Origin of the sequence: Synechococcus sp. WH 8109 (genome assembly GCF_000161795.2) — a bacterium.
Classification (GTDB): domain Bacteria; phylum Cyanobacteriota; class Cyanobacteriia; order PCC-6307; family Cyanobiaceae; genus Parasynechococcus.
In genome coordinates this window covers 708,920-733,834 of sequence record NZ_CP006882.1, presented here as the reverse complement: position 1 = coordinate 733,834, position 24,915 = coordinate 708,920, and the positions used below count along the sequence as shown (strand labels likewise).

General features: G+C 58.4%; 32 protein-coding genes. 17 read left to right on the top strand and 15 right to left on the bottom strand.

Translation table 11 applies throughout. The features are described 5' to 3' along the window. Positions 1 to 10 precede the first annotated feature (10 nt). Complete coding sequence (locus Syncc8109_RS03970; protein ID WP_006850898.1) at positions 11 to 208, top strand: chlorophyll a/b-binding protein; 198 nt, start codon at positions 11 to 13, stop codon at positions 206 to 208. Between the two features lie 156 nt (positions 209 to 364). Further along, entirely contained in the window at positions 365 to 523 is a 159-nt protein-coding gene (locus tag Syncc8109_RS12510) for a hypothetical protein (protein ID WP_006850534.1), read from the top strand. 413 nt (positions 524 to 936) lie between these two features. On the opposite strand, the gene Syncc8109_RS12825 is transcribed toward Syncc8109_RS12510, so the two are convergent. Then, entirely contained in the window at positions 937 to 1,104 is a 168-nt protein-coding gene (locus tag Syncc8109_RS12825; protein ID WP_006850920.1) for a hypothetical protein, read from the bottom strand. Continuing rightward, the gene (locus tag Syncc8109_RS13030; RefSeq protein WP_006850800.1) at positions 1,101 to 1,226 is read right to left on the bottom strand and encodes a hypothetical protein; all 126 of its coding nucleotides are present in this window, start codon (positions 1,224 to 1,226) and stop codon (positions 1,101 to 1,103) included. The genes Syncc8109_RS12825 and Syncc8109_RS13030 overlap by 4 nt, the downstream gene beginning before the upstream one ends. A 258-nt stretch (positions 1,227 to 1,484) precedes the next feature. On the opposite strand from Syncc8109_RS13030, the gene Syncc8109_RS03965 reads away from it, so the two are divergent. Then, on the top strand, positions 1,485 to 1,736 hold the full coding sequence (locus Syncc8109_RS03965; protein ID WP_006850115.1) for a hypothetical protein: 252 nt from the start codon (positions 1,485 to 1,487) through the stop codon (positions 1,734 to 1,736). A 1,353-nt stretch (positions 1,737 to 3,089) separates the two neighbouring features. Further along, positions 3,090 to 3,272: a hypothetical protein gene (locus Syncc8109_RS03960; RefSeq protein WP_006851099.1), complete on the top strand. Its 183-nt coding sequence runs from the start codon at positions 3,090 to 3,092 to the stop codon at positions 3,270 to 3,272. A gap of 1,697 nt (positions 3,273 to 4,969) precedes the next feature. On the opposite strand, the gene Syncc8109_RS12820 is transcribed toward Syncc8109_RS03960, so the two are convergent. After that, positions 4,970 to 5,050, bottom strand: a complete 81-nt coding sequence (locus tag Syncc8109_RS12820; protein WP_232202486.1) for a DUF1651 domain-containing protein — start codon at positions 5,048 to 5,050, stop codon at positions 4,970 to 4,972. Between the two features lie 200 nt (positions 5,051 to 5,250). Then, on the bottom strand, positions 5,251 to 5,430 hold the full coding sequence (locus tag Syncc8109_RS03955) for a hypothetical protein (protein WP_006852068.1): 180 nt from the start codon (positions 5,428 to 5,430) through the stop codon (positions 5,251 to 5,253). 1,229 nt (positions 5,431 to 6,659) lie between these two features. Between Syncc8109_RS03955 and Syncc8109_RS03945 the strand changes: the two genes are divergently transcribed. The 4 genes from Syncc8109_RS03945 to Syncc8109_RS03930 all read left to right on the top strand — a co-directional run bounded on the left by Syncc8109_RS03945 (position 6,660) and on the right by Syncc8109_RS03930 (position 9,212). Further along, positions 6,660 to 6,929: a hypothetical protein gene (locus tag Syncc8109_RS03945; RefSeq protein ID WP_025362198.1), complete on the top strand. Its 270-nt coding sequence runs from the start codon at positions 6,660 to 6,662 to the stop codon at positions 6,927 to 6,929. 552 nt (positions 6,930 to 7,481) lie between these two features. Next, positions 7,482 to 7,667 carry a hypothetical protein gene (locus tag Syncc8109_RS03940; RefSeq protein ID WP_006850724.1) on the top strand — a complete coding sequence of 62 codons (186 nt, stop codon included), beginning with the start codon at positions 7,482 to 7,484 and terminating at the stop codon, positions 7,665 to 7,667. Between the two features lie 40 nt (positions 7,668 to 7,707). Continuing rightward, the gene (locus Syncc8109_RS03935; protein ID WP_006849953.1) at positions 7,708 to 8,625 is read left to right on the top strand and encodes a histone deacetylase; all 918 of its coding nucleotides are present in this window, start codon (positions 7,708 to 7,710) and stop codon (positions 8,623 to 8,625) included. Beyond that, positions 8,622 to 9,212, top strand: a complete 591-nt coding sequence (locus Syncc8109_RS03930; protein WP_006850350.1) for a pyridoxamine 5'-phosphate oxidase family protein — start codon at positions 8,622 to 8,624, stop codon at positions 9,210 to 9,212. Before Syncc8109_RS03935 ends, Syncc8109_RS03930 begins: the two co-directional genes overlap by 4 nt. Here the strand turns inward: Syncc8109_RS03930 and Syncc8109_RS03925 are convergent, their stop codons facing one another. The 3 genes from Syncc8109_RS03925 to Syncc8109_RS03915 form a co-directional block, all read right to left on the bottom strand. Beyond that, on the bottom strand, positions 9,213 to 9,548 hold the full coding sequence (locus Syncc8109_RS03925) for a hypothetical protein (protein WP_025362197.1): 336 nt from the start codon (positions 9,546 to 9,548) through the stop codon (positions 9,213 to 9,215). Between the two features lie 55 nt (positions 9,549 to 9,603). Continuing rightward, positions 9,604 to 10,587: a hypothetical protein gene (locus Syncc8109_RS03920; RefSeq protein ID WP_045172889.1), complete on the bottom strand. Its 984-nt coding sequence runs from the start codon at positions 10,585 to 10,587 to the stop codon at positions 9,604 to 9,606. Between the two features lie 422 nt (positions 10,588 to 11,009). After that, positions 11,010 to 11,522 carry a hypothetical protein gene (locus Syncc8109_RS03915; protein ID WP_232202456.1) on the bottom strand — a complete coding sequence of 171 codons (513 nt, stop codon included), beginning with the start codon at positions 11,520 to 11,522 and terminating at the stop codon, positions 11,010 to 11,012. Between Syncc8109_RS03915 and Syncc8109_RS03910 the strand changes: the two genes are divergently transcribed. Both Syncc8109_RS03910 and Syncc8109_RS03905 read left to right on the top strand, forming a co-directional pair. Then, positions 11,521 to 12,291 carry a putative 2OG-Fe(II) oxygenase gene (locus tag Syncc8109_RS03910; protein WP_369792017.1) on the top strand — a complete coding sequence of 257 codons (771 nt, stop codon included), beginning with the start codon at positions 11,521 to 11,523 and terminating at the stop codon, positions 12,289 to 12,291. The two genes, Syncc8109_RS03915 and Syncc8109_RS03910, sit on opposite strands and share 2 nt — an antisense overlap. 42 nt (positions 12,292 to 12,333) lie before the next feature. Beyond that, the gene (locus Syncc8109_RS03905) at positions 12,334 to 12,585 is read left to right on the top strand and encodes a hypothetical protein (protein ID WP_006851999.1); all 252 of its coding nucleotides are present in this window, start codon (positions 12,334 to 12,336) and stop codon (positions 12,583 to 12,585) included. Positions 12,586 to 12,587: 2 nt separating this feature from the next. Here Syncc8109_RS03905 and Syncc8109_RS03900 read toward each other — a convergent pair whose 3' ends face one another. Genes Syncc8109_RS03900 through Syncc8109_RS03890 form a run of 3 tightly spaced genes read right to left on the bottom strand, consistent with a single transcriptional unit; the run spans position 12,588 to position 13,826 of the window. Continuing rightward, positions 12,588 to 13,349: a metallophosphoesterase gene (locus Syncc8109_RS03900; RefSeq protein WP_006851161.1), complete on the bottom strand. Its 762-nt coding sequence runs from the start codon at positions 13,347 to 13,349 to the stop codon at positions 12,588 to 12,590. Continuing rightward, on the bottom strand, positions 13,327 to 13,560 hold the full coding sequence (locus Syncc8109_RS03895; protein WP_006850593.1) for a TIGR02450 family Trp-rich protein: 234 nt from the start codon (positions 13,558 to 13,560) through the stop codon (positions 13,327 to 13,329). The genes Syncc8109_RS03900 and Syncc8109_RS03895 overlap by 23 nt, the downstream gene beginning before the upstream one ends. Next, entirely contained in the window at positions 13,560 to 13,826 is a 267-nt protein-coding gene (locus tag Syncc8109_RS03890) for a DUF3764 family protein (RefSeq protein WP_006850918.1), read from the bottom strand. Before Syncc8109_RS03890 ends, Syncc8109_RS03895 begins: the two co-directional genes overlap by 1 nt. Before the next feature lie 146 nt (positions 13,827 to 13,972). On the opposite strand from Syncc8109_RS03890, the gene Syncc8109_RS03885 reads away from it, so the two are divergent. Then, entirely contained in the window at positions 13,973 to 14,428 is a 456-nt protein-coding gene (locus Syncc8109_RS03885; protein ID WP_006851655.1) for a Fur family transcriptional regulator, read from the top strand. Positions 14,429 to 14,443: 15 nt separating this feature from the next. On the opposite strand, the gene Syncc8109_RS03880 is transcribed toward Syncc8109_RS03885, so the two are convergent. From Syncc8109_RS03880 to stpA, 5 genes are all read right to left on the bottom strand, one after another. After that, a complete protein-coding gene (locus tag Syncc8109_RS03880) occupies positions 14,444 to 14,644 on the bottom strand; it encodes a hypothetical protein (protein ID WP_006850862.1) in 201 nt (66 codons plus the stop codon). Beyond that, the gene (locus Syncc8109_RS03875) at positions 14,644 to 15,144 is read right to left on the bottom strand and encodes a hypothetical protein (protein WP_006851629.1); all 501 of its coding nucleotides are present in this window, start codon (positions 15,142 to 15,144) and stop codon (positions 14,644 to 14,646) included. Before Syncc8109_RS03875 ends, Syncc8109_RS03880 begins: the two co-directional genes overlap by 1 nt. Before the next feature lie 3 nt (positions 15,145 to 15,147). Continuing rightward, on the bottom strand, positions 15,148 to 15,363 hold the full coding sequence (locus Syncc8109_RS11580; protein WP_232202455.1) for a DUF3721 domain-containing protein: 216 nt from the start codon (positions 15,361 to 15,363) through the stop codon (positions 15,148 to 15,150). 48 nt (positions 15,364 to 15,411) lie between these two features. Then, entirely contained in the window at positions 15,412 to 16,365 is a 954-nt protein-coding gene (arsS, locus tag Syncc8109_RS03865) for an arsenosugar biosynthesis radical SAM (seleno)protein ArsS (RefSeq protein ID WP_006850837.1), read from the bottom strand. A gap of 75 nt (positions 16,366 to 16,440) precedes the next feature. Then, a complete protein-coding gene (gene stpA, locus Syncc8109_RS03860) occupies positions 16,441 to 17,649 on the bottom strand; it encodes a glucosylglycerol 3-phosphatase (protein ID WP_006851216.1) in 1,209 nt (402 codons plus the stop codon). A 180-nt stretch (positions 17,650 to 17,829) separates the two neighbouring features. On the opposite strand from stpA, the gene Syncc8109_RS03855 reads away from it, so the two are divergent. From Syncc8109_RS03855 to Syncc8109_RS03830, 6 genes are all read left to right on the top strand, one after another. Further along, positions 17,830 to 19,134, top strand: coding sequence for a Rieske 2Fe-2S domain-containing protein (locus tag Syncc8109_RS03855; RefSeq protein ID WP_025362193.1), 1,305 nt, complete (start codon positions 17,830 to 17,832; stop codon positions 19,132 to 19,134). Positions 19,135 to 19,775: 641 nt separating this feature from the next. Beyond that, entirely contained in the window at positions 19,776 to 20,339 is a 564-nt protein-coding gene (locus Syncc8109_RS03850; protein WP_006850419.1) for a glutathione S-transferase family protein, read from the top strand. A gap of 217 nt (positions 20,340 to 20,556) precedes the next feature. Next, complete coding sequence (locus tag Syncc8109_RS03845) at positions 20,557 to 22,071, top strand: hypothetical protein (RefSeq protein ID WP_006850061.1); 1,515 nt, start codon at positions 20,557 to 20,559, stop codon at positions 22,069 to 22,071. A 69-nt stretch (positions 22,072 to 22,140) separates the two neighbouring features. Continuing rightward, positions 22,141 to 23,271, top strand: a complete 1,131-nt coding sequence (locus Syncc8109_RS03840) for a phosphotransferase enzyme family protein (protein ID WP_006851638.1) — start codon at positions 22,141 to 22,143, stop codon at positions 23,269 to 23,271. 1 nt (position 23,272) lies between these two features. Next, positions 23,273 to 23,848, top strand: a complete 576-nt coding sequence (locus Syncc8109_RS03835; RefSeq protein ID WP_006850323.1) for a DOMON-like domain-containing protein — start codon at positions 23,273 to 23,275, stop codon at positions 23,846 to 23,848. A gap of 39 nt (positions 23,849 to 23,887) precedes the next feature. Then, entirely contained in the window at positions 23,888 to 24,892 is a 1,005-nt protein-coding gene (locus tag Syncc8109_RS03830) for a lytic transglycosylase domain-containing protein (protein ID WP_006849618.1), read from the top strand. Positions 24,893 to 24,915 lie beyond the last annotated feature (23 nt).

Below are 24,915 nucleotides of genomic sequence, written 5' to 3'. Positions count from 1 at the left end.
TCATTCACTGATGGCCTCTTCAACTTCAAACGACGAATGGTTCCAAAGCGCCGCAGCAGCTCAAATTCGCAGTGAGCGTTTCGAGCGAGCAGAGCTCCTCAATGGCCGTGTTGCCATGATCGGTTTTGTGGTGGGCGTGCTGACGGAAGCCCTGACGGGACATGGGATCGCCAGCCAGATCACTTTTGGCGTGTTTGGCTGCAACTGAATCGATCAGCGGCCAATGGGGCAGGCAGTGCAATTGAGACACTGCACTCCTCAACCATTTGGCCGACGCCAAGCTCTGACAAATCCCCTGTTTCAGTTGAAACGCTTGATGTTGCAGGCGTTCTGCGATAGAAGGTTATGAATCGGTTATGGAGAGATGAAGACAAGCACCGCCCACTCACGCCTCGAGTCCCTCCAGCTCGCCGCTGAGGAGTGCCTGACCCGCGATGAGGCTCAGAAGATTCTGGAGAAGGCAGACAAGGCCCACGCCAAGCTCGAGTCTTCCGCAGCCCCCTTCCACCGCCCCAAGAACTAATAGGCAATTCAAGCCTGCAACAGACAAAGGAATAAACCCTCTTAGTCATTGGCTGGAGTGTGTCCATCCACTCCGACGCCCCTCAAATCAACTCAGGATGGCTTGGCTCCCCTCTATTGGTTCTTTGATTCATGTGCTGGGTTGGAGTCAGTCCTTCCCATCAACAGGACGGTTGCCATCCTGTTGATGGGTGGAGCTGCCGGGCAAAAAGACTGAAGGGTGCAGATCGATCGTGGGCGATCTGCTGCCATGCCATCCAGTTCTCGCCAGAACCGGACACCAGCTCAATCAAAGAAGACGGAGATGGCTCGAAACCTTTGCAACGGGTCTCATCGCCTACCCGATGTCGAGCAGATAGTGCATGACGGCAACCCGATGGGACACAGCAATGCCTTCGGGGGAGTCGGGGCCGATCAACGCCTCGGGAACACGATGGCCAGACAGGCAGCGAAATTGTCGGACAAAAGCACATTGATCCGTTCACGAACATCACGTTCGTCAATACCGGGAACCATGTCCTCGCGAGGTGTTTCACCCGTCAATTGCCAGCAGCGAATGGTAACCGCGTCGTGTTGGCTCACTTTCTGCGGGTGAGATCACCGAAATCATCGTCGTTGGGCTGGAGAAACTGCCAAACGACAGGAACTGTTAGGGCGACCGTCAGGCCAATGGTGACCCAGATCGCTGTCGTGTAGTCACCCATGCCATGACCCCATTCCTGCAGACCTTAACCAGTCCAGGGTGAAGAAGCAGCGAACACGCCAGTCACACCTGGACACGCCCTCACCAGAACCTGGTCATCCTTTACAAGGCCGCTGCCATCACACTTCATTCGGGGAATGAGACACCCCTCACACACGGACCAGGGCTGCCGGATGCTCCGGCAGCCCTTTTCAAGACCCCACAATGGGTCCAGCACGCCTCATCGTGAGATAATGAAGTAATCCTTAAGGGCTGCCCAATGGGTCACTTCTCTAAGCAGCTCAGCGCGCAGGAGATAAAGCAGGGCTATGCACTGCTCAACCTGATGGAACATCTCGACCGCGAGATGGACCTGCTCAATCAGCAGCGAATCCGCGTCGGGCCAACAACCCAGGAAGGACAGCGACTCACCCAGATCAAGCAGAGCCATCTGCGCAAACTGCAGAGCTGCATCAGCGAACTGAACACCAGTGGCTTCAACGACTGGTTGCTGCACCAGCAGCCTGCCTGACCCTTGAATGGGGCTGAGCAATCCCGGTTGAGACAACCCTTTGCCGCTTCCGGTCGTTTACCACCCGCACTACTCCGCGCCGCTGCCGAGCACCCATCGCTTTCCGATGGTTCTAGAAGTTATAAATCCCGTCATTGCAGTCGATCTTAGAGAAGTGTCCTTCGAGAAATCACAACGCAAACAACAACACACTCGGACAGCTCACACCTTGAACAAGGGGAGAGGGGCTCCACATGAGGTGGCATGGGGACTTTCAGGTTCATGCCTGTACGAAAGGTCTCAGAAATTTCTGCTGGCAATTGCAGCTCTTCCGGAGCGCAATGCCGCATTGAACTGGAAGCTTGCAAGCTCTTGGCACTGAGCCGTCAGGAAGAGATGGGTTGGGCACCTGTAGTGGGGTGCGGGATCAAGCGGACCGAAAGGAAGAAAGCCTCGCCAATTGTGTTGAGTCCCTAACAAGATTTGTGTTTTTTTGATCCCGCAATGGAAAAACAACGCCAATGTCAGTTGACCCAATACGGAGGGTCACATGTCTGTCGGACCAAGAAAACCTCTCGATTGCACCCTGAACACCTGCATGAAGTGGGGTGGCGATGGCAGCCTTTCACCTCACGATCAAGAAGGCTTGATGCGCCACCTTTGCTCTACCGATCCAACATTGGCTGAGAGCGAGGCTTGCAAGCTTTACAAAAACGACAGCTAGGCGCCCAAGGCCCTCATGCGCGCTCCCCTGCCAAGGCAGGGGTTTCTTTTCACCTGTGAGTCCGCCGACGCGGCCAAAGATCCGAGGTCGCTGACAATAGATATCTCTGCTCGGTGGTCTGCCGCCTGTGGCTCCTTATGGTTCGCCAGTCTTCTGATCTGTAGGCCCCCTTTCGACAGCACTAGGCCCTGAGCCTCTCGCTGTTGGAAACGCCAATCGATGACTGACCACACCCTCAGGATCTACGTCGCTCTGCGTGAAGCGCAGCTACAGCGTCTAGAGGCTTCTCTGGCTTCAAAGTCAGCAGCCAAACCTCAGCCTCAGGCGGAGGCACCCAACGACAAGCACGAACCAGTTCGCGACTGACCGTTAACGGTCGCTCTTTAGCCCTTGATCAGCACGCCATATTTAGGACATCCAGCTCCGGCTGATGTTCTCTGAAGACTTGTTGTGGAGGCGCTTGTCTCGATAGCTCTGGGCGTCTTGCTCGCCTGGTTCAGCACCCGGCTGATTATTTGGTTTTTCAGCCCTGATCGGTATCGGCGTGATCGCAGTTCAGAAGACTGAATCGCTTAAGAAGCAACGGCTACCAATCGTCCCCAATGGGTGAATTGAGTCGATAGGGACGCCTTCTATTAGGTCTATCTCTCTTGAACCGTCATCCGAACATTGCCTTCTTCGGTGGCACCGTGATCATCTCAAGCATGGTTATGGCTGCTTTCGCCAACGTCGCTAACGCTGGCGGTTGCTCTTACAGCAAGTCCAAATCAGCTGAAGCAACCACTGAAGAAGTCAAAGAGACGGTCGACAAAAAGGCTGAAATTGAAGCTTGAACGACTACTCGACAGCGATCACCGCTCTGGTCATCGTCACCGTAGTTATCTCTGCGGCTGTCGTTTACGTCCTGGCTCAGCCCACCGACCTGCCGATATACAGGGAGAACGATCCGAGATCTAAGGAAAATGACAGCTGAACTTTCAATACGTTTGGCGGCCCATGGCTCTGACAGCTTCTTCTATCGGTTGGGCTAACAGCCGCTTAGCGATATAGGTGAGAAGAGCTGCGGAACCGCGAGGAGAGCACCCTCTCCCCGAGCGATGCGGTATCCGCTTGAACAAGTTCGTCGCCATACAAGACCTTGGTGCAAATGCACTAACTCTTTTCAGAGACCTGAAGAGCGCAGAAAGCTCTCCATGACAATCGCTCGTGCCATGGAGGCTCTGCCAGATACCAGGTCGCTCTCCCGGTGCTGCCTAGACAGTGACGTATTGGCTGTCTGGACACTAAATATGAGGGCAAGCTTCGATTTTGGCAGCGGTTTGTCCAGGATTTCTCAGTTCCCGGAAATCTCAGTTTGAAATTAGCTGCTTTATGTCGCTGACACCCGACGAGACGCCTACCAGCCTGCGCGCAAGGGCCACAAACGTCGATCACGTCAGGAATGCGGTACAGCCTCACCCAGCTCTACGGGCGGGAAATCACACAGGGAAATGGACGGGGCTCCCCAGCCAATGGAAGTTGTCGCGATTCATGATCCCTGACTAATGGTGAAGATGAGACGAGTCGGCCAGATGTGGGGCGGACTTGGCTCGGGTGAACCGCACAGAGCGAACACGCGGATCACCCTGCCTGCGATTCGGTAGTAAGTGACTCGCCTTAGCCGTGATCAGGAGGGTTACGACTGAGTAGCTTCGGCTCCGGGCAAAGGAAACGAGGCGGCGGAGCCACACCCCATGCAACCGTGGCTCCGCTTGTCTCGAAATAGTTACGGGGCTGGCGCTCAGCCATCACGAAGGCAGCAGAAAGCCAGTCAAAACGGCCTAAGTCACTGAGTAAGAAGCAGATACAGCAACAGCAGTAGTCGCGAATAAAAAGAGGCGGGCCCCTCAGCCCACCCCAAACAGTTGCATTAGAAGCAGCTCTGCCTCCAGAACAACAATATCAATTGCTAGGCATTACTACTTAGCGGGAATCATTCTCGCTTGAGTCATAGTTCGGCTGACGCGAGCAGCTCTGCAAACGCGTTGGGAGATGGAAGTGCATGCAGCGGGTTTCCCTCGACCCGCTTCTCCCTCATTTTTCATCGCACAAGCGGAGGGCAGCGTCTCCAGCCAATGATCTAGTCGGGATTCATGATCCGTGGCTAGGGGTAGAAGTGAGACGAGATGGCCTTGGAGAGTTGGCGGTCTTGGCTCGGGTGATCTGTCCGACGGCTGGCCGGATCACCCTGTCTGCGATTTGGTGGCAGTTCACACACTTCAGGCTTGATCAGGACGGTTACGACTGAATTGCACACCGCAAGTGAGAGAGCTGCGTGTGCGGCGGAGCCACCATCGCTCGGGGCTCCGCTCAAACCCAAATGGTGTAGGGCCCCGTTCTCAGCCATCACAAAAGCAGCAGCAAACCAGTCAAAACGACCTGAATCGCTAAGTCAGCAGCAGATGGAGCAACAGCAGTAGTCAGAGGCAAACTGACTGAATTCTTGATTCGCTGATGGAGCTGAAAATTAATGGGCTACGACCTCATCTGATCAGCGCACAGGCGGGGGGCAGAGCCTCCACCCCGTCTTCTGCATCGTCTGCCAAACCTCAATGGCGTTGTGCCGCAGCATCCGCCGACGAGTCACTGGCTCAGGCGGGCGGGGCGGAACGTAGCTGTACGTCCTGAGAGCTACTTGACCGTCGCCGTGTTGAGCTTGCAGCAACAGAGCTTCTGCTGCTGCACCGTCCCTTGGAGCACTTCTGTCGTGATCCTGGTCGGGATTCGTTCACTGCATCAGTAGCTAGTGAACTGTTCATTTCTAAAGTCCGATCAGAACAACCAGACCCCCAACAGCACACCTGTTACCAGACCTTTAAGCCAGAGCAACGCAGCCATCTGGTAGTCAGAGAGACCGAGCTTGTCCTTGATCCAGAAAAAGACCTTTTTATCTGCGAAGAGAAGAGTGTGGACCGGTTTCCACGGAGCAAGGCCATGTCGAAACCAGTTCATCAGCCATAGACAGCAGATACGACTTGTCTAGCAGCGTTCCTCACAAATTCTCGACTTGGAAAAGACAGGAACCTCCTTTTGATCGAACGAAGCCACCATCTGCACGTAGGTGACTCCGCTGCCCTGGCCGATGCAAATCACCAAGGGCACCTTCGTCGTAACTCTGTCGAGGAAGCTGGCGACGCATTACTGGCTACCCATTCCTCGATGCATGTCCTGAAATGATCAAAAGAAGATACACAACCGCTATACGTATCTACTTTTTGGCTTCAAAGCAAGAATCAAGCTCGGCATGTATTTCGTCGAACGCCGAGGGGTTGGCCGTCAATGGATCAGGGAACTGAACTATAAAAATGAGCTCAAGGCTTGGATAGGCGCTCGTCGCAAGGCAATTGCAACCTTGGATACATACCGTGTAGTCCATGAACTCTTTCCAGATGAAGTGGTCTACTGCGTTGAGGGATCTGAACTGGTCAAGGACTAGTCAATAGGGATTGTGGTGTGGCCTACTCCCGACTTGTCGCTTGCCGCTCGTGTTTCAGCACTGCTGGCTTTAACGGACAAGCCAGTGCACGAAAAGGCTTGTGTCGACCATCAAGGATGAGTTCACCGAGTGATTGAGCGTGGTGAAGATGAATCTCCATCAGATCTCCTACCAACATCCTTGGTGTAACCAGACAGCGACAATGGTCAAGTGATATTTGATGCCTTTTCGCCATTACTTCGGGTTTCCTCTTATCGAAAGTGGTCGATATGTTCCTCAAAGGCCCATGTCACTCAATCTCGATCCCCCTCAAGCTCTCATATGCGATGAGAATGCAAGCGGCTGGACGTTTACGCGGGGAAATCAGCAAACTGTGAGCTTCGTTACACCATGACTCCCTTGACCGAGGCCATAACCAAGAAGTGTTCTCAAAAACAAAGTGGCATCAGTAGAGCTGATTACTCAAACTCCACGTGGCTCATCCATACAAAGAGTCGAAAGCGGCAAGTTTTTGGTTTGCGATAGCGAGCAATCGTGTTTCGTCGCATGCAGCCTCTACTTGGCTGAAGAGCAGCTTGAGGAAATGGAGCATGGATACAGCTTTCCCTACTCAACAGGCTTCCGCATAGCCCGGACAGACTGAAAGGCTTGTGCGGCTAGGCAACAGAGCCCTGCTGAACGGCATAAAAACCTATTGATTTTGTATCGGTTACTACTAAAATATGCGCAGATGTCGAAGTGATCTATGGCGACGCTGCAGTCAGTAGGAAGAAAAATCCTGACCTACATTTCGCCGAGCGCGAAGGAGCAATCTGCTTATTTTAAAATTACGAGGGATATTTCCGAAGCGCAATTCTATCTTGGAAATAGATTCCAGGAAATTTATCTATGGCAAGAGGTTGCAGATCGCGACATGGACGTCTCTCGAATAGAGAATCTCTTATATGGATGCTCTTTCCATGATGACGAAGTAGCCATGACCGAAGCCGATGATGACTTTATGAGCAAAAAGTAAAATCACCCAGGCAAGCATCACCAGGATTTCTGCTGCTTATTTTAGCCGTTTAGCCGAGTTGGGAAAGATTAGCGCTTAAGCAAATACGCCGCCCAGCAAAAAGTGCAGCAATATACAGAAAACAGCTCCGATTGAAATTGCAGGTATAGTAAATAGCATTTCTAACTTTTTTCTTGAACTTCTACATGCTAATGGATGTTTCGCGAGCCTTTGTTATATTAAATACACAAAAATCACTAAGAGCATTTATACGCACTACTAGGTATTTGCAGTAGTAAATACTCAATGCCGAGATTTGGTGATACTTGGTACATAGTCTTCATGGCAGTCAAAAGCATGCTGTCCGCAGCAAGAAGTTGAATTATTCATGGACGACCAAAAGAACGAATGTCAACAGCTGAACAAACAGCTTTCTGTCTATCGCGCATTTAATAATCAGAGTGCAATAGCAGCAATTCTGAGGCAGATGGCTGTTTCACATTGCTCCATCGCTGCATCTCAGCCTGAGTAAAAGGACAAAGACGGATAAATCAAAGCAGGAATTCTTGGGATATGGAACATCTCGACCGCGAGATGGACCTGCTCAATCAGCAGCGAATCCGCGTCGGGCCAACAACCCAGGAAGGACAGCGACTCACCCAGATCAAGCAGAGCCATCTGCGCAAACTGCAGAGCTGCATCAGCGAACTGAACACCAGTGGCTTCAACGACTGGTTGCTGCACCAGCAGCCTGCCTGACCCTTGAATGGGGCTGAGCAATCCCGGTTGAGACAACCCTTTGCCGCTTCCGGTCGTTTACCACCCGCACTACTCCGCGCCGCTGCCGAGCACCCATCGCTTTCCGATGGCGAAGTTCCGGCTGCTGCATCAACTCCTGCTAGAGCAGGGGGTCGTCCAGGCCGACGAGGTGCATCGGCCCCTGAGCATCGCCCGCAGAGATCTGGAGAGCGTTCATCCCCGCAGATATCACGAAGCCTTCAGCCGTGATCGCCTGACCCGACCGGAGCAACGTCGCATCGGGCTTCCGGCCACACGGCCTTTGGTGCAGCGCACCTGGCTTGCCGTGGGCGGCACCCTGTTGACGGCACGACTGGCTCTCAAGCGGGGCTTGGCCTCACATCTGGCGGGCGGCACCCACCACGCCCACCCAGGCTTCGGGAGTGGTTTCTGCATCTTCAACGACTGCGCTGTCGCCGCACGGGTGTTGCTGGGAACAGGAGAGGTGAGGCGGATTCTGATCGTGGATCTCGATGTGCACCAAGGGGATGGTTCGGCAGCCTGCTTTCAACACGACCCCAGGGTGACCACCCTTTCGGTGCACGCCGCCAGCAATTTCCCCTTGCGCAAAGTGGACGGGGATATCGATATCCCCCTCGCCGACGGCACCAACGACGACGACTATCTCGCTGCCATTGCCGACCGGTTGCCCGATGCCTTGGACACCATCGCGCCGGACTTGGTGCTCTACAACGCGGGCGTCGACCCCCATCGCGATGATCGGCTCGGCCGGCTCGACCTCAGCGATGCGGGATTAAACATGCGCGATCGACTCGTACTCGATGCCTGCCTGCGCCGCAGGATTCCAACCGCAACGGTGATTGGCGGCGGCTACGACGCCCTCGCCCCCCTGGTGCAGCGCCACGCCATCGTGGTGCGTGCTGCTGCCGAGCAGGCTCGCTTGTTCGACCTTCCATGACTGAGGGAATCACTGGTGCCATCACTGAGGCCATCCCCCCCTGGAGACCTCTGCTGCGCGCAGCCATGCAGCGGGAGGGACGCTCCGTTGCCGCCCGCTGGGTGCAATTGGCCACAACAGGACGCGATGGCGCACCCCGGGTGCGAACCCTGGTGTTCCGCGGCTGGGCCGGTGCAGACCAGCTCGAACTATTCAGCGATCAGCGCAGCGAGAAAGTGACGGAACTCGCCAACGATGGAGCAACTGAACTGTGCTGGTTGTTCCCCAAAGCCCGCCAGCAGTACCGCCTACGGGGAAAAGTGAAGTTGATCACAGCCACTGAACAACCTGAGCTCTGCCAACAGCGCTGGCAAAAGCTCTCCAACACAGGACGGGCCGTCTGGGGCTGGCCTACCCCGGCATATCCGCTGGACTCCACGGCGGCGTTCCCCGATCAACTGGCTGAAACTGCACCGCTACCTGAGCATTTCGTGGTGCTGAGGCTGCAGGTGATCAGCGTTGAGCGACTCAACCTTGGCCCCCATCCCCATCAACGCACGCGTTGGAACGCGGACACGCTCTGGCAAGAGCAACCGCTGAACCCCTGATCACCACCAGCGCTCAACGCGACCAACGGAGGGCCGGCCCGGTTCACTGGGCACCGTCACCACCGACAGCCGCTGCAGAGCTCGGCGGTAATCAAAGCGGCAGAAGCCAACGCCGATGCCAGAACAGGCCGAAAGGCTTTCGAGAGCAACAGAGGCCCAGCGCCGCTCCTCCGGCGTTGGCCTTTTTCCCGGAGCAGGACGCCAGCCATCAGCAATCAAGTGGCGATTCGCCTCAAGGATGGTTTGCCTGGCGCTGAGCTGCGGCTCAGGTCTGGCCAAAACAGACCCGCCCACCAACCAAGGCAGCAACATCGACAAGACAACACAACGTGCCATGGAGAGGCCCATCCCTCTCTGACCTAGCCATGAATTCGAGCACTGACCACAGGGGTCAGCCTGCGGTGAGCTGAGCGAGGGGCTGAATGCTGAGGGCGATCACCACACTCACCACAAAACCAACGGCGGCTTTCCAGAGATCCGTGCCAATGACCTTGGCCAGACTGCCCCCCTCCCGATTGATGAACACGACGTCTGATGTGTGTTGCTTAATCCGCAAGGCCAACTCACGGCCGCCGATCAGGCCTAGAAACACCCAGGTGGTGCTGAGGGGGAAGCTGGAGAGGAAGGCCTTGTAGAGCAGGCAAAGACCGAACAACAGATCGATCAGCGTGGCCGAGTGCAAATCAGAACTGTTTGTCTTGGTGCGAAGCACGGCCTGGATCGGCCCACCCCCGGTGGCCACCAGTACACAAAGGCCCACGCAGAGCACCATCGTGCAGATGAGCATCGAAACGATGTCCAACTGGCGCGGCAGGAACACGAAAATGTTGGCCAGGTCCTGTACTAGCCAGATGCACCATAGAAAGCCTGTGGTGAACCACTGCAGGCCGTACCAGACCTTGCTGGGGTCTTTGCCGTCCTGGGAACGACAGAACACCCAGCGCTCCAGCGACCACAACCCCAGGCCATAGGCGGCCAGACCCACGCCGAAGGCGAGGCCATACCCCGTCAGCGAGCTGCTGAGCAGCGTGCCGATGTTGGCTGGCATGAACGATGACAACACCAGAAACGAGGTGCTCACCGGTGCTCCCCACTGGGTCAAACCCACAACAACGAGCGGTGGAAGCACGTAGATCCAGGTGAACGGCTCGGGCCAAGGAAACTCCTTGCCAGGCACACTGAGGCGGCCCCAGGTGGGATCACCGTTGTTGAGGAACCAGCCCAACAGCAACACTCCACAGGTGAACGTGCAGATGAACAGCATCTGCACCGGCTTCGGCGTGCGTTTCCGGTTAGAGGAGAGATAGGTGCCGAGGGTCTGGAGCGAGTCGTTCGCCACCACGGAATAGGCCGCCAGCAGGAATCCGACGAGCATCCAGATGCTGACGTCGATGAATCCGATCAAGCCGATGGTTTGCCTTCCTTATATGGAGCTCTAGGGAACGTCGGTGCTCCAGGCCACTCGGACGTATCGTGGTCGAGGAATGTTGTGTGGTCGACGGTGATGCACCACCGGAGCGATTCGACCACAAATGCACGTTGACGGACGAATCGGTATTTAGGGATACACACCCAAATGTCTTAAGAACGAACGGATTTGACCTCAGCACCAGCCGAAGCCAAATCACAGTTCTCGTCGGGCATCGCTCGACCCGGCTTCCAAGCCCCTTAGCGACTTGGCTCAAGCATCATGAGCCGAAAAGAACGAGATTGCAGGGCTGTCGGCGACGATTTTTCGACATTCACAAATTCCGTTCGAGACCGAATTTGGGACTGCTGCACGTCAAGGCTGTCCCATCAGTTCACCACCTTCAGACTGCGAATCCCAGTTGCCTTGACCCAACTGGCGAGCGCATCGATATCAGCCCGCTCGGGAATGCATATGCAACCGGTGCCGGGATAACAGCGGTGAATGCCCAGAGCACTTCGGGTGGTGTCGAAGCGAGGGGTCAGGTCAAACCACAGATCAATCCCCCACGGTTCCGGACGCCCCAGGCTGTACTCACCAGCGGGCAAAGGGGCTGCATTGCCGGGGCTCCAGCGGCGATCAGCACTCTGGCGCCGGGCGACACCGCTGGCCGCTGGCCAGCTGGCCAGCAAGCGCAGGCCGCTATGCAGTTCAACCTTCCAGATGCGGTTGCCGTCCGGAAACAGTTCGGCCGTACGACGGGTGCTGAGCTGCAGTGGGCCGCCCTGCAGCAACGCTGTTGTTGGACCTTGTTGCCCAGGGAGATCAGCGGCCGTTGCAGCAACGCAGCTCCCCAGCAGCACAGGCAACAGGAAAGCGTGGCGCAGCATCTGGATCGTCATGAACGGCGCACCCACTTTGGGGCTGCCACGATGGCCTGCAACAGCCCAAGCCTTGGTGGACGTTCTCGATCTGTTTCCCCGATCCATCCTTCGAGGCACCCTTCCGGATCCTCTGCTCCAACAGCTGACTGCGCTGAGCGAAAGCGTTCTCGCCCATCCCGAGTCCAGCCCCGATGCCTCCGCGAAGCTGGCGGGTCAATTGCGTCAGCAGCGCGAATTGAGGCCTGATCAACCCGGCGTGCAGGAGCTCAGCCACAACCATCTACTGCCGGCCTGTGATCGTTGGATCCGCCATGTGATGGACCGTCAGCCTCCCCAGGGTCGCGGCCCCTGGGTTCCCGGTCGCTACCGCCTGCAGATGATTGATCTCTGGCTCAATTGCCAGACCGCTGGGGACTACAACCCCACCCATACCCATGGCGGCAGCTTCTCCGGAGTAATCTTTCTGAAGGTGCCACCGCAGATCAACGCCAACGGTTTTGATGGCCAACTCTGCTTCCACGGCCCGGAAGATTGGCACATTCAGTCGTTCCGCACCGGCATGGCGCACTACGTGCTGCCTGTACCCGGTGAGTTCTATGTTTTCCCGGCCTGGCAACCCCATTCGGTGATGCCCTTCCGCGGGGACGGGGAGCGCTGGTCGCTGGCGTTCAATGTGGTGGCGGCCCCCGGTGTTCCACCCACAGCAATGCAGCAGCCCGCCCCCCAGCAACAACCTCTGGGCAACGTCTCGCTCTCGAGTCAGCGACCCACGGCCAAAGGATTCTGAGGAGAACTGTCAGAGTCTTCCGATTGCATCTGTTCAGGATTCATGGGTGACTCCGAGCCGCTCCAGCAGGCCAAAGAGATCGCATCGGCGCTGGAGCAGTTGGCAGACCAGCTGCGCCCTGAGGTGATTCGTGCGGCACGGCTAGATGACGACGGGCGCCGCGATCTCGACCGGATCGAATACGCCCTTGGGACCATCGGCAAGGCCTTGATCCTGACGGACTATTCCATCGACGAAGAAAAGGACATCGACAAACTCAAGGCCTTCCGCGAGTCGCAAAAGGGAATGGGCTGAATTCAGACGCTGCTCCAGCGCAGCACGCGGTGATGAACGGCTCCATCAGGCCTCAGATCGAGCAGCCTGCCTCCCGGATCATCGGCGCAACCCAGGGGGCAGAGCTGCACCGCTTTGAAACTGCAGAGCGTGGATGGGCATCCGAGAAGCAGCACGTCAGGCCGCGTGGCCCAGGCCCCCTGCCAATGCTGATGGATGTGTCCAAACAGCACCGCCCGCAGGGCCCGATGGGGACGCAACAGCTCCTCCAGACCTGCCTCATCAAGGAGCCTGATCGCATCCATGCCGGCATCACCTATGGCGATCGGTGGATGGTGAAGGGCGACCACCAGGGGCAGATCACGGCGCTCCGAGCACTGCAGGCGCTGCGCCAGCCAGTGGAGCTGAAGCGAGCCAAGGGCACCGGCAGCTGAACCCACCCGATGGCTGCTCAGCAGCAGCACTCTCACGCCTTGCACGAACAAATCAGCTGGAGCCGTCGTCCAGCGTCTCCCCAGCACCGCATCGAGCAGCATCGGGTGATCATGGTTGCCGGGCAGCAGAGCCACCGAGCAGCGCACGTGTTGGCTCAGGGCTCGCCGCAGCCGGGCATAGCCACCCCAGCTTTCGTCCTGGCAAAGGTCCCCCGTCACCAGCACCAGATCGGGGTTCAAGGCCCCACCAAGCTGGAGAGCTCGCTCGAAGTGAGCTAGGGCAGGCCGGCCGCGCACCATCCCCTGATCAGCGGCCACCAGGTGTGGATCACTGAGTTGAAGAATCCTCATCTCTCTCCGGAATGGACTGCCATCCGCTGCTCCAGCGGGTTGGATCCTTGAGCTCACTCCAGAGCACCCGCTCGCGATGCGACGGAGCCAGCACAGCCGCCAACTCAACCCATCGCAGCGGACCACGCCCGCCTTGCGTGATCAGCTCGAAATGGCGGTAACCGGCCACCGGGCGCTGGCTGGTCCAGGCCCGGGCAGGACGCCAAGCCATCAGCTGGCGACGAACACCTGACTCACGGTGCTCTCAATCACGTGCCCCGAAGCCGCGATCACGTCGGTGTTGTCGGCGATGAATTGCTCCATCACCCCGGGAGAAGCTTGCATCACCGCGCAGACCTTGCTGGGGTCGTCCTTGCTGACACCCCGGTAGAGCGAGGTGATGCCAGCAATTTTCTGAAGCGGCAGGGATGCGTCATAGGTAGCGACCCATTCGGCAAATGACTTGGTGATGGTGAAGGTGAGGACGTGGGTTTCCATCGACCAGAACAACAGCGTCGGCGGACGCTATCACCAACTTTCATCGTCCTCATCGGCAACCGATGTGATCCGATGAGGGGCCTGATCCTGAGGGCGAGACATCACTCTCATTAAGGCCTACTCTTGAGAATAAGCGAGGAGAAGCTGTGACATCGTCCTCCGCGCCTGCCGCAACGGACATCACCCTTCAGCAGGGGCTGCATCAGGACGGGCGCCGTCTGACCCCGCAGCGCAAACGGGTTCTTGAGCTGTTCGAGCGCTGTGGGTCCGGCTGCCACCTCAGTGCCGAGGAGGTGCACCAGCAGCTGGCGGCACTTGAGATGAAAGTGTCCTTAGCAACGGTGTATCGCACCCTGCGCCTGCTGGCCGATATGGGTCTGCTCCAAGAACTGGAGCTCAGTGAAGGGGGTCGACGCTTCGAGCTTGCCGTTGACGATCACCGCCAACATCACCATGTGGTGTGCATCCGCTGCGGCCGCACCGAGGAATTCGAAAGTGAACCCGTGCTTGCAGCAGGAGCTGCCGCCGCCGCCCATGTTGGTTTTCAGTTGATTGAATCGAGCCTGAACGTGCGTGCGATCTGCCCCAAATGTCAGGGATAGATCGCAACACCTGAATCATTCGGCGCGAAATTCCTTGTCGTAGAGATCAGCCACCAGAAGCTCAATCAGCTGGACAGACACCAGTTCCTTTTCGCGTCTCAAGGTGTTCAGCAAGATCTGAACCTGGCGGTGATGCATCAATGACACTTCACCCATCTCCAACCATCGGGCACTGAGCAGGGTTTGAAGACGTTGGCGTGGCGACGATGGTGACATCAGATGCGCCCTGTTTCGCACACTGAAGCCAGCAGCACAGCCACTGAAAAGGCGTGAGCAACAGAAGTCTTCCGAAGCTTTTGTGAAGCTGACGCGCGGGCTGCTTGCTGAGGATGCTCGTTGCAGGGCATCCAGTAGCGATCGCCCATGCGATGCACACCCTCACAACCCAATTGGCGCGCCTGTTCCTCCGCCTCTTCGCGACTGGGATAGGCCAGATAGCGGGGATTGGTGGTGGAGCGGATCTGAATCAAGCCCATGCTCATCGGGCCGGCCGTAATCACCCCCATGGTGTTCACACCAACCGCCACCAATCCCATCCCAACGATGGCGGCATTGATCACGCCCATCGCCACTACACCAATCGAAACCACACCCATCGGCACCACACCGATGCAGATCACTCCCATCGGCACGATGCCGATGGAGATGGTGCCGAGGGGAGCCACGCCGATCGCGATCCGCTTCGGCTTGCTGCCGCAATGCCCGCCTTCAGTCATGGATCAGTGGGCTCCCTGGTGATCCGCATCACCGTGCTTATCGCAGACCATCCACATCTCGCCCATCTGGTGAGCCCCAGTGCAGCCAAAAATTGGGGCCGCCGCCTCAGCTTCAGCCTGCGTTTTGAACATCGCTTGCTTGGGCTTGCCGTGGGATCCGGCCATGGCCGTTGTAACCGTGAGCATCAACGCGGCGATAGCAAAACAGATGCGTTGCAACGGGATGGCCTGTCAAGAGATCAACCCATTATGCCCATAACGCGCTGATCAGCCCTGAAGCGCCCCGCCACAACTTGAGCCGGCGCCAGCCGTGCAGCCAAAACAATGCGGGGCCGTGTGGATGGACTGATCAAGCGGAACGGCCTCAAGGTGGATCAGATCACGAAGGTGACGCACCTCACCTGGGCAGGGCAGGCCGAGCTGCTGATTGAAATCACAGTCGTAGAGATGGCCCTGCCAATCCACACTGATCAGCTGTCGGCACATCACAGCCCCCAGATTGTCCGGATTGTGCGAATCCTCAAGAAGGGCCTGATAGCGCTGCAAGTCGCCACTGCGTTCCAGTTGCTTGGCGAAACGTTGGATGGGCATGTTCGCCAACGTGAGCAGACGATCAAAGCGAATCCCCAACCCGCCCAACACGTCCTTGTAATCCGCCTCCAAGGCTTGCTGGGGAGGAGGCAGAACCGGACCCAGCGGGTTGTAAACGAGATCCAGCTGCCGGTTTGGATCGCCCGTTCCGTATCCAAGGGCATTGAGCTGGCGAAGTCCGCTGATGCTGCGCTCAAACACGCCATCGCCCCTCTGTTGGTCAACGTTCTCGGCGCTGTAGCAGGGCAAGGAGGCGGTGATGCAAACGCCCTGCTCCGCCAGGAATTCAGCCAGATCGTCCTGGCCGGGTTCACTGAGGATCGTGAGATTGCAGCGGTCAATCACTGTGGTGCCGCGTGAGCGTGCCTGGCGCACCAAAGCGCGAAAACCCGGGTGCAACTCCGGTGCTCCCCCCGTGAGATCGAGGCAGGGAATGGAATGCCGTTCAAGGATCTGCGGAACCAACGCCAGCAGATCCGTACTCATCATCTCGGTGCGCGTGGGCCCTGCATTGACATGGCAGTGGGCACAGCTCTGGTTGCAGATGTAACCGAGATTGACCTGCAATGTTGTGAGTTGTCCGCGCTTCAGGGGCGGGAAAACGGTCTCAACAACAGCCACCGGCTCCATGCGGATAGGGCTGATTCTTCCAGACAGAACGTATCCAGGCGGGAGAAACGGATGCTCCCACTGCTGCGCAGCTGATCAACCCACCCGGCGACGTTCGGAGAGCTTTCGGAACCAGGCGATGTACTGCTCCGGGCCATCGGGCATGAGCGCGTCAATCCGCAGGGGATCCTGCGGATTGGTGATGCCCTGCAAGTTGCCATCGGCATGGCTGGGGCGATCCACTTCTCCATGGCTGCTGTCGACTAGGACAACGCGATTGGATTGACCGCACCAGGCACCGAGGTCCTGCAGCAGGTTGAGGAAACCGCGATCACTCCCACCCCGCAACCAGCCCGTGCCATCAGCCGATGCAGTGGATGTGACCGTGTCTCCCACACCCACCAGCAACGGCATCCGCTGCGCGGGAATGCGCTGCTGCACCAACGCCAACAGCGCTTCGGGATCGTGGGGAGCCGTTCGCACATTGAACGTCTCACCCAAGGGAGATTCACCCCAACGGCGCTGGATGTGATGATTAAGCAGTACCAGAAGGCCGGCCTCCTTGATGGACCCGGTGAGCATGAATTGAATGTCGGTGGTGCCCACATCACCTGCAGCAGCGGGCTTGATCCGTTCCTGACCTTGCGCATCACGGCCCAGGTTGGGAGCCACATGCAGGAAGAACGATTCCTCCAGGCCCTGGTCGGCAGCCTCAGCAAGCAACTGATGCATCAGCTCCGAGAGCATCGTCTGCAGGGCCTGCTGGGTGGTGACATCAGCAGGGACAAGTTCAAAAATCCCGTTGAGATTGATGGTGGGTGAAACCTGGGTGTCCAATACCGCGGCTTTGGCCACCTCGGCCAGATAATCCACACCCACCTGCGGCAGCAGGCCCGGCAATCGCTCCATCAGAAGAGCTTCCATTCGGATGGGGGCTGCAGCGAGGAAAGCCATTTCCGCCGGCGAGACCCCGGGATGGCTCAGGTCGCCAAAGCGATCCTGCAGCTGCACCCCTCCAGCCGCCAGGCCTGGCAGATAACGACCCTCACATCTGGGGAGATCGGAATCCCCCAGGGCCTGCTCCACGAGGCGGTTCACCCCGCGCCGCCCTTCGTGCTCACCATTGGTCAAGACAGCGAATTCACCATCCAGAGCGGCGACCGCATCCACATAGGACGGGTCTATGCGCCGCGTCAGTGGATCCTTGACCAGTTGCATGCAGACGCCGTCCAGGTCCTGCACGATCAGTAGATCTTCAGCACAGGTGAGCTCTTGCAGCAACTGATCGGGCGTCAAACGGGACATTGAGGTTCAGAGAAGTCGCTGCAACCGACGGAACAGCGGTGCACTTTCGTCGCGCAACTCCTTAGTGCCAAACCCGTAAGAAGTCCAGTGGGGGGGAGGCAGTCAGAAGCACGGATTACAAACGAAACAGCGCAGCCAAGCCATCCGGCCAGCGAACATGACGGCCTTGATGCTCCTGCCATGCACCCCACCTGGACAGAACAGTGGTGGCCGATCAGCTATGTGCAGGACCTCGACCCCAATCAGCCGAGCCGCTTCACACTGCTGGAGAGGGATCTAGTGATCTGGTGGGATCGCGCCGCATCGAGCTGGCGGGTCTTCCCGGACGTCTGCCCCCATCGTTTGGTGCCCCTCAGCGAAGGGCGGATCAACGAGGAAGGGCTGCTGGAATGCCCTTATCACGGCTGGAGTTTCGACGGCGGCGGCCAGTGCCAGCGTGTGCCGCAGGCTCTCGACAACACACAGCCCAACAACCGTCGATCCCGCTGCGCCAGCCTTCCCACAGCCACGGGGCAGGGGCTGCTGTTCGTCTGGATGGGGGCCCCGGATGCCGCAGACCCCAGTCAGCTCCCCCTTGTGCCAGCCCTGGAGGACAACCCCGACAGCTGGACGGTGCAAGACACCTTCCGGGACCTGCCGATGGATGCAGTGACCCTGCTGGAGAACGTGCTGGATGTGAGCCACGTTCCCTTCACCCACCACAGGACCGTCGGCAAACGGAAGAATGCCGCGCCGGTGGAAGCTTCAATTACTGGGGAAGACGCCAGCGGCTTCACGGCCTACTGGGAGGAGGGGCCGCGTCGGGGCAAACTCGGCGCCCAATCCACCACCTTTAATGCCCCGCAGCTGATGTGGCATGACCTCACCGCCAAGGGCTTCGGGCGAATTCTCACTGTGGTCTACGCCGTTCCGATTCGCCGCGGTGAGTGCCGCCTCTTCGCCCGCTTCCCCTTTCAGTTTCAATCCGCCGTCCCCCGGCTGCTGATCGGATTAAGGCCCCGCTGGTTGCAACACATCGGCAATCACAAGGTGCTGGAAGACGATCAGGTGTTCCTGCACTGGCAGGAGCGGGTACTGGAGCGAGCAGGCGGCAGCTCCGCCGTGGAACGCAGTTTTTTCATGCCCACAACGGCAGACGTCTACGTCGCGGCTCTGCATCGCTGGTTGAACGCCAACGGCGGCGAGCCCTTCGCAGGACAACCCTTACCTCCACGGCAAACCACCACGGCGCTGATGGATCGACACAACAGCCACACCATCCATTGCCGCAGCTGCTCGTCGGTGCTGAGGAGAATTCGTGCGGCACGCCCCTGGGCCTGGGCCCTAATCTGGGGGTCAGCCGTGCTTATAGGAATCCAGCAGGGCAGCGGCTGGAGCAGCACCGGCTTGGTCACCGCCGCACTGTCGGCACTAGCACTGCGGCAACTCAACCGCTGGGAGCAGGGGCTGACCATTGGCAGCGGCGAGGCCCCCCGCAACCGCTGATCAGAGCCCCGGCACGGAAAGCAAGGTCGGCTTCACCTTGACCTGGATCTCGACCTGGCCGCCGATGGTGACTTTGTTGTCGACAGACACGTCTGCCGTACCGCAAGCGGGTCTTCAGCTGTGACGGACAAAGCTCCTTCAACCGCCAGGGGCGCAGCTCCACCAATAGTGACCTGCTCCTGCACCACGACCGGCAAAGGGGTGTTGGAGCGGATGGTGACACTGGGCGGAAGCACCAACTTGTTGACCTGCAATCCGCCTTAATCGCGATGAGGATGGGCCGACTCAACAGTTTGGCGGCCGTGACCGCCAGAACCAGGCTGGACAACACAATCGCCGCAGGCCAGCGGTACGCCATCCAGATAACTGCTGGTCACAGGCCTCTGGTCAATGGTTTGAGCGCACTACAGCATGTTTGAACCGGTCCTGCCCGTGATGACACCCGCACAGCCAGATCAGGCCGCTATCGACCGGATATTTTTGCTTTCACGCCGACGCAACAGATTGACACGTCACATTTCCAGCACAACTAGATCCCGATCAGTGCATCCAACATTGACATCAAACCTGACCAAAGCTTGCACCACGCAACGACACTAGTTCATCCCAATGGATAGATTGGAGAAAGTTAAAAGTCAGTGATGACGCTTTATCTCTACGGCGGCCCCAAGACCCGCGTTTCAATGCCGAAATGGTACTTGGCAGAAAAAGAAATTCCCTACGAATACGTCAACATTGACCTGGCATCTCGCCATAATCTCGCTGCGAGCTATCTGGAGATAAATCCTTTCGGAAAACTGCCTGCCATCAAAGATGATAGCAATGGTTTGGTGCTGTTTGAGTCGGGCGCCATTCTTCAGTATTTGTCTGAGAATTACGCCAACGAAGTTCATGACGCCTCAGCACGCGCCTCGATCAGCCAGTGGATTCTTTTCGCCAACTCCACACTGGCAATCGCTTTGTTCGTTCCCTCCAATAAGGAGCGGGAGTTCCCCAGGCTGATGGCAACTCTGAATGACATCTACACCAAGAAACAATTTCTGGTGGGGGATTGCTGGACCGCAGCAGACTGTGCAGTCAGTGCATACCTTGGCTATCTCCCCATTTTCTATCCCAACGAAGACCTCTCCGCTTATCCCGAAATCCAAGCTCTCAATGAGCGAACACGCTCCAACCCGAATTACAGAACAATCATGGAACTTTGAATGATTCAATTGCCATTGAACTTTCACGTCTTTCTTTCATTCAATTTTCCGCCCTGCTCGGTGCTTCCCACTCAGCCAAAACAGTCTGCATCAATCAAGACCGATTGAATTGGGTCAACACAGAGCACGCTTCTTGACGAAACTCCGCATCACCCAAGGGACTTGCGTCTGTCTGCCGTGAGCAGTCCCATCGGAAACGCTGCTTAGTCTTGCCGGCATGCGCAATTCCTTCTTCGATCAGAGCCTCGACGCCGGCGCAATTCGCCGGCGCGTGAAGGAGCTCTCGACCGGCAAGTTGGGGTTCTACAGCGTCGGGCTTTATCCCGCCTCGCTGGCCTACAACTGCGCCATGCAGAACGCCAAAGGGCGTCTGCTGCTTGCCCCTCGCCCTGGCCGGGACCTCCTGGGAGCCTTCCCCCAGAAGACTATTGCAACAATGGACGATGAGCACGTGGAGACCATGCTCAACATGGGCGGTCACCGCATCGGAGGTGAGCTGGTTGCCAACACCCTGAGCGATCTGATCCAGCGCTGCGAGCTTGTGGTGCTCAGCGCCAACAGCAACCACATCGAAGAAGACCTCCAGGAAGCCTGCCGCCTGCGCAAGGAGCTCCATCGGGAGCAGGTGGTGCTGGCCTGCCTGGCGGGATCCTTCAGCCATGACCCGATCAGCAACAGCGCGTATGTGCTGTGCGAACAACAGCCTGAGCTCGCCTTCTTCTCCGGCTTCCACCGTCATGGGGCTCTACGTAACCCCTTCGACAGCTTCACCGCCAACTTCTGCCATCCCAATGCCCTGACGGCCATGTTGGGGGCTCAACTGATGGATCAACTGTCCCCGAACATCCAGGTCTCCGCCGGTGTTCACAACGTGGAGGGGCAGTTCATCAAGGCCGCCAAAAACATGGCCTCGGTGTTCGCCGGCTTCGGCTATGGCTTCCATCAGGACAACCCCGGGGTGTTGCCAACGCTGCTGACCCTGCTGCTGAACCAGTGCCTGGACCAGGCGGCCACCGTGTCGATGGCACGCCCCGACCGTCAACGGCTGTACCACCGGCAGCCCTTTCCCCTAACGGAACTGGGCTACGCCGTCCCCAGGATTGAATCCACCCTGGTGCGCGATGGCGACTTTGAGCGGGTGCGGGACCACACCTTCAGCCAACTCACGGCGATGGTGGCCGATGTGCGCGGCAGCATGATGCTGCCGGTCTCCGGCAGCCCCACCCGCAACTTCCAGGCCGGGCAAGTGATGGCCGAAGCGATGCGCGATCAAGGCCGCTGCCCCCATTCCATGGAGGAATTGGAGCAGTGGTGTGAAGCCGCAGGCCTGCGCAAAGGTGGACTGGAGGGGCTCAAATCCCTGCGGTACTGGCCTCAGATCGCCCGCAAGTACGCCATCCCAGCCAACGACGCCTCGATGGTGAACCTGCTGTACATGGCTATTTACGGGCGGGCAGGCGTGAAGGAGACCGCCTACCGGGTGATGACGGAAAGCCGTGAGCTCTCCAGTTACTGCCAGGAATCCGTGCGGCCCAGCCACAGCCGACGCTACGCCGAGGCACTTCAGAACCTCGATGTTCCCAAAGCCCTCGAGCTGGTGGTGAACGCCGTGATTGCCGACAACGCCAATCAGGCCATGGGCAGCAAGATGGCCCTGGACGAGAACGGTGAGACCGGGGTACCGGCCTACCTGGAGCTCATGGATGTGATTGAAAGCCAGCTCGACGCCTAGTCGGCTGTAGTTCTGCACACCTGAACGGGGAAGAGCACCGGAAGAACGGCAAGGTGCCATGTGAGACCCATGCGACCGTTCATGAACGAGGCCCTGGAAGCCATCGCCGATCGCTTCCATCCTCGCGAGGGGATCAAAGCCATCCGTTCCCTTGGTTCGGGCAACGTCAACGAAACATTCCTCGTGACCCACGATGGACAGGACGGCGCCTTCGTCATGCAACGCCTGAACACAAACGTGTTCGATCGGCCTGACCTGGTGATGCAGAACCTGCAGGCCCTGGGCGACCACATGGAACGCCGTCTCGCCTCTCCACCCCCACAACTTAAGGGGAGGCGCTGGGAAGTGCCCAGGGTGGTTCCCTGTCGGCGAGAGGCCTCCCCATGGATCGAACAGAACGGAGAGTTCTGGCGCTCTATCACCTACATCGGCGCAGCGACCACCAGCGATGTCATCCGGGACAGTGCCCACGCCCAGGAAGTGGGGTACGGGCTGGGAATGTTCCATCACCTGATCAGCGATCTGCCCATCAATCAACTGGCGGACACACTCGAGAGTTTCCATGTCACGCCGGCCTACCTCCAACACTTCGATGCGGTCGCCAAAGCCACAGACCGCCTGGGGCCTGCCGAACGTGACGCCTGCGAGTTCATCGAGGCACGTCGTCAGGGCGTCGATGTACTGGAAGCAGCGCTCAGCCGCGGTGAACTCCATCACCGCCCCATCCATGGAGACCCCAAGATCAACAACGTGATGATCGATGAGGCCAGCGGCCAGGCGATCGGTCTGATCGATCTGGACACCGTCAAACCAGGGCTCGTTCACTACGACATCGGCGACTGTGTGCGCTCCTGCTGCAATCCAGCCGGTGAGGAAACCCTCTGCCTCGACGATGTGAGCTTCGATATGGAGCTCTGTGAGGCGATCCTTACTGGCTACCTCTCCGTTGCTGGTGGGTTCCTGAGTGACTGGGACCTGCACTATCTGCCCCACTGCATCCGCCTGATCCCCCTGGAGCTTGGCCTGCGCTTTCTCACGGATCACTTGGAGGGCGATGTTTATTTCCGCTGCGATCGACCTGGGCACAACCTGCAACGGGCCCTGGTGCAGTTCCGACTCACCGCAGCGGTGGAGCAGCAGTTCAACGCCCTGGAGCAACTGGTTGCGCAGCTGAAGCAGCAGCCAAGTCCAAGCCTCTGAGATGGCGCGTTCAGCCGTGATGCTGCGTCAGGCCTGCCGCCTGATTCCCTTTGAACGGTCCATTCCAGCGGGGGTCCAGATCAGCGCTGAAGTGGTGTGGAGGCGCGAGGGTTGGCTGGAACTCAGCTACGGGGTTCTAGCCCGCGCGGCCAAGGGCATTGGCGTCCTGAAGCTGCCGGCGGGGCTGAACGATGGGGCCCAACAGGGGCAGCGCAAAGATGAGCTCTGGACCACAACCTGCTTCGAGGCATTCATCGCTGCCCCCGGAGAGCAGCATTATTGGGAAGTGAATCTGGCTGCCAATGGCGATTGGGCGCTCTATCGCTTCGATGGCTACCGCAGTGGACAAACGCAACAGGAGCTGAGCACACCCCCAACGGTGCGGCTGCTACGCGGGTTGCACCAACTGCGGCTCGACGCCCGGATTGCATTGGAGCCCTGGTGGACACCAGACGTCTGCCCAGACCTAGCACTGGCGGCCGTGATTGACCGTGGAAAGGAGGGGCTGAGCCATTGGGCCCTCTGCCACGGCTCTAAGGCCGACTTTCACGACCGCAGCACCTTTCTTGCCGCCTGAATCGCACCGTTAGGGTCAATACAGCGTCCCTGCCCAACCATGCGCAGCCGCAATGTGCTTGTTGTCTCGGCCATCACAGCAAGCCTGCTGACAGGGCTGTGGCTGAGACCAAAACAGCCGCAGGCCGCAGCCGAAGCGGTTGTTTCCAAGCAAGCTGTTTCCAAGCCAGTGGTGACTGAGCCAATGGTGAGGGCGCCTGTGCTGCTTCCTGCCCAGGCCAGCCAACCGAGAACCAAAGACGGCCGGCAGTATCCCCTTGTGCCAGCTGAGCCAGCCGAGCTGGCAACACTGCTGGCGGCCATTGAACAGGCACTGAGGGATCCCGCCACAGCGGCCGAGGCCATGCCCGATCTCGGCCATCAACAACAGGTGATCTACCGGGTCTTGTCGACGGACCAACCCAGATCTCAGCAGGTCATCAAGGCTCTACCTCCGCGCTGGCGCAGCGTGGCGGAACGCCACCTGGCAGCACGGCGTGAATTCGTTCGCATGAGCCGCGGCCGCGGACCGACGATGCTCCCCGCCTGGCGGATCATTCAGCCCGAACCAGCGGCGAATCTGCTCAGCTATTACCGCAAGGCCGAGGCAGCGACAGGGATCGAATGGGAGGTTCTGGCGGCCGTGAACCTCGTGGAAACCGGAATGGGACGCATCGATGGCATCTCCGTGGCCAATGCCCAGGGCCCGATGCAGTTCCTGCCCACCACCTGGGCCGAACCCGGAATAGGCACCGGGAACATCCGCGATCCCCACGACGCCATCCAGGCAGCAGCGCGTTACCTAGTAAGGCGGGGCGGACTGCAGGACATACGCCGCGGCCTCTGGGGCTACAACAACAGCGATTACTACGGCAGCGCCGTGCTGCTCTATGCCTCACTGATGAAGGAGGACCCCGCGGCCTACACCGGCTTATATCACTGGGAGATCCACTTCAATGCAGCGGCCGGTGATCTTTGGCTGCCGGTGGGCTACAACCAAGCGCAGCGCATCACGGTTGAGCAGCATCTGCAGGCCAATCCCGCCAGCAGATCACCAAACGGGTGAGCATCGACACCTACGCTGAGACC

Excerpts from the sequence above, each read along its gene's own strand:
- Syncc8109_RS03970 (WP_006850898.1), top strand. The coding sequence starts at position 11 with ATGGCCTCTTCAACTTCAAACGACGAATGGTTCCAAAGCGCCGCAGCA.
- Syncc8109_RS12510 (WP_006850534.1), top strand. The coding sequence starts at position 365 with ATGAAGACAAGCACCGCCCACTCACGCCTCGAGTCCCTCCAGCTCGCC.
- Syncc8109_RS13030 (WP_006850800.1), bottom strand. The coding sequence starts at position 1,226 with ATGGGTGACTACACGACAGCGATCTGGGTCACCATTGGCCTGACGGTC.
- Syncc8109_RS03965 (WP_006850115.1), top strand. The coding sequence starts at position 1,485 with ATGGGTCACTTCTCTAAGCAGCTCAGCGCGCAGGAGATAAAGCAGGGC.
- Syncc8109_RS12820 (WP_232202486.1), bottom strand. The coding sequence starts at position 5,050 with ATGCTGCGGCACAACGCCATTGAGGTTTGGCAGACGATGCAGAAGACG.
- Syncc8109_RS03955 (WP_006852068.1), bottom strand. The coding sequence starts at position 5,430 with ATGAACTGGTTTCGACATGGCCTTGCTCCGTGGAAACCGGTCCACACT.
- Syncc8109_RS03945 (WP_025362198.1), top strand. The coding sequence starts at position 6,660 with ATGGCGACGCTGCAGTCAGTAGGAAGAAAAATCCTGACCTACATTTCG.
- Syncc8109_RS03940 (WP_006850724.1), top strand. The coding sequence starts at position 7,482 with ATGGAACATCTCGACCGCGAGATGGACCTGCTCAATCAGCAGCGAATC.
- Syncc8109_RS03930 (WP_006850350.1), top strand. The coding sequence starts at position 8,622 with ATGACTGAGGGAATCACTGGTGCCATCACTGAGGCCATCCCCCCCTGG.
- Syncc8109_RS03925 (WP_025362197.1), bottom strand. The coding sequence starts at position 9,548 with ATGGCACGTTGTGTTGTCTTGTCGATGTTGCTGCCTTGGTTGGTGGGC.
- Syncc8109_RS03920 (WP_045172889.1), bottom strand. The coding sequence starts at position 10,587 with ATGCTCGTCGGATTCCTGCTGGCGGCCTATTCCGTGGTGGCGAACGAC.
- Syncc8109_RS03910 (WP_369792017.1), top strand. The coding sequence starts at position 11,521 with ATGAACGGCGCACCCACTTTGGGGCTGCCACGATGGCCTGCAACAGCC.
- Syncc8109_RS03915 (WP_232202456.1), bottom strand. The coding sequence starts at position 11,522 with ATGACGATCCAGATGCTGCGCCACGCTTTCCTGTTGCCTGTGCTGCTG.
- Syncc8109_RS03905 (WP_006851999.1), top strand. The coding sequence starts at position 12,334 with ATGGGTGACTCCGAGCCGCTCCAGCAGGCCAAAGAGATCGCATCGGCG.
- Syncc8109_RS03900 (WP_006851161.1), bottom strand. The coding sequence starts at position 13,349 with ATGAGGATTCTTCAACTCAGTGATCCACACCTGGTGGCCGCTGATCAG.
- Syncc8109_RS03895 (WP_006850593.1), bottom strand. The coding sequence starts at position 13,560 with ATGGCTTGGCGTCCTGCCCGGGCCTGGACCAGCCAGCGCCCGGTGGCC.
- Syncc8109_RS03890 (WP_006850918.1), bottom strand. The coding sequence starts at position 13,826 with ATGGAAACCCACGTCCTCACCTTCACCATCACCAAGTCATTTGCCGAA.
- Syncc8109_RS03880 (WP_006850862.1), bottom strand. The coding sequence starts at position 14,644 with ATGTCACCATCGTCGCCACGCCAACGTCTTCAAACCCTGCTCAGTGCC.
- Syncc8109_RS03875 (WP_006851629.1), bottom strand. The coding sequence starts at position 15,144 with ATGACTGAAGGCGGGCATTGCGGCAGCAAGCCGAAGCGGATCGCGATC.
- arsS (WP_006850837.1), bottom strand. The coding sequence starts at position 16,365 with ATGGAGCCGGTGGCTGTTGTTGAGACCGTTTTCCCGCCCCTGAAGCGC.
- stpA (WP_006851216.1), bottom strand. The coding sequence starts at position 17,649 with ATGTCCCGTTTGACGCCCGATCAGTTGCTGCAAGAGCTCACCTGTGCT.
- Syncc8109_RS03855 (WP_025362193.1), top strand. The coding sequence starts at position 17,830 with ATGCACCCCACCTGGACAGAACAGTGGTGGCCGATCAGCTATGTGCAG.
- Syncc8109_RS03850 (WP_006850419.1), top strand. The coding sequence starts at position 19,776 with ATGACGCTTTATCTCTACGGCGGCCCCAAGACCCGCGTTTCAATGCCG.
- Syncc8109_RS03845 (WP_006850061.1), top strand. The coding sequence starts at position 20,557 with ATGCGCAATTCCTTCTTCGATCAGAGCCTCGACGCCGGCGCAATTCGC.
- Syncc8109_RS03840 (WP_006851638.1), top strand. The coding sequence starts at position 22,141 with ATGCGACCGTTCATGAACGAGGCCCTGGAAGCCATCGCCGATCGCTTC.
- Syncc8109_RS03835 (WP_006850323.1), top strand. The coding sequence starts at position 23,273 with ATGGCGCGTTCAGCCGTGATGCTGCGTCAGGCCTGCCGCCTGATTCCC.
- Syncc8109_RS03830 (WP_006849618.1), top strand. The coding sequence starts at position 23,888 with ATGCGCAGCCGCAATGTGCTTGTTGTCTCGGCCATCACAGCAAGCCTG.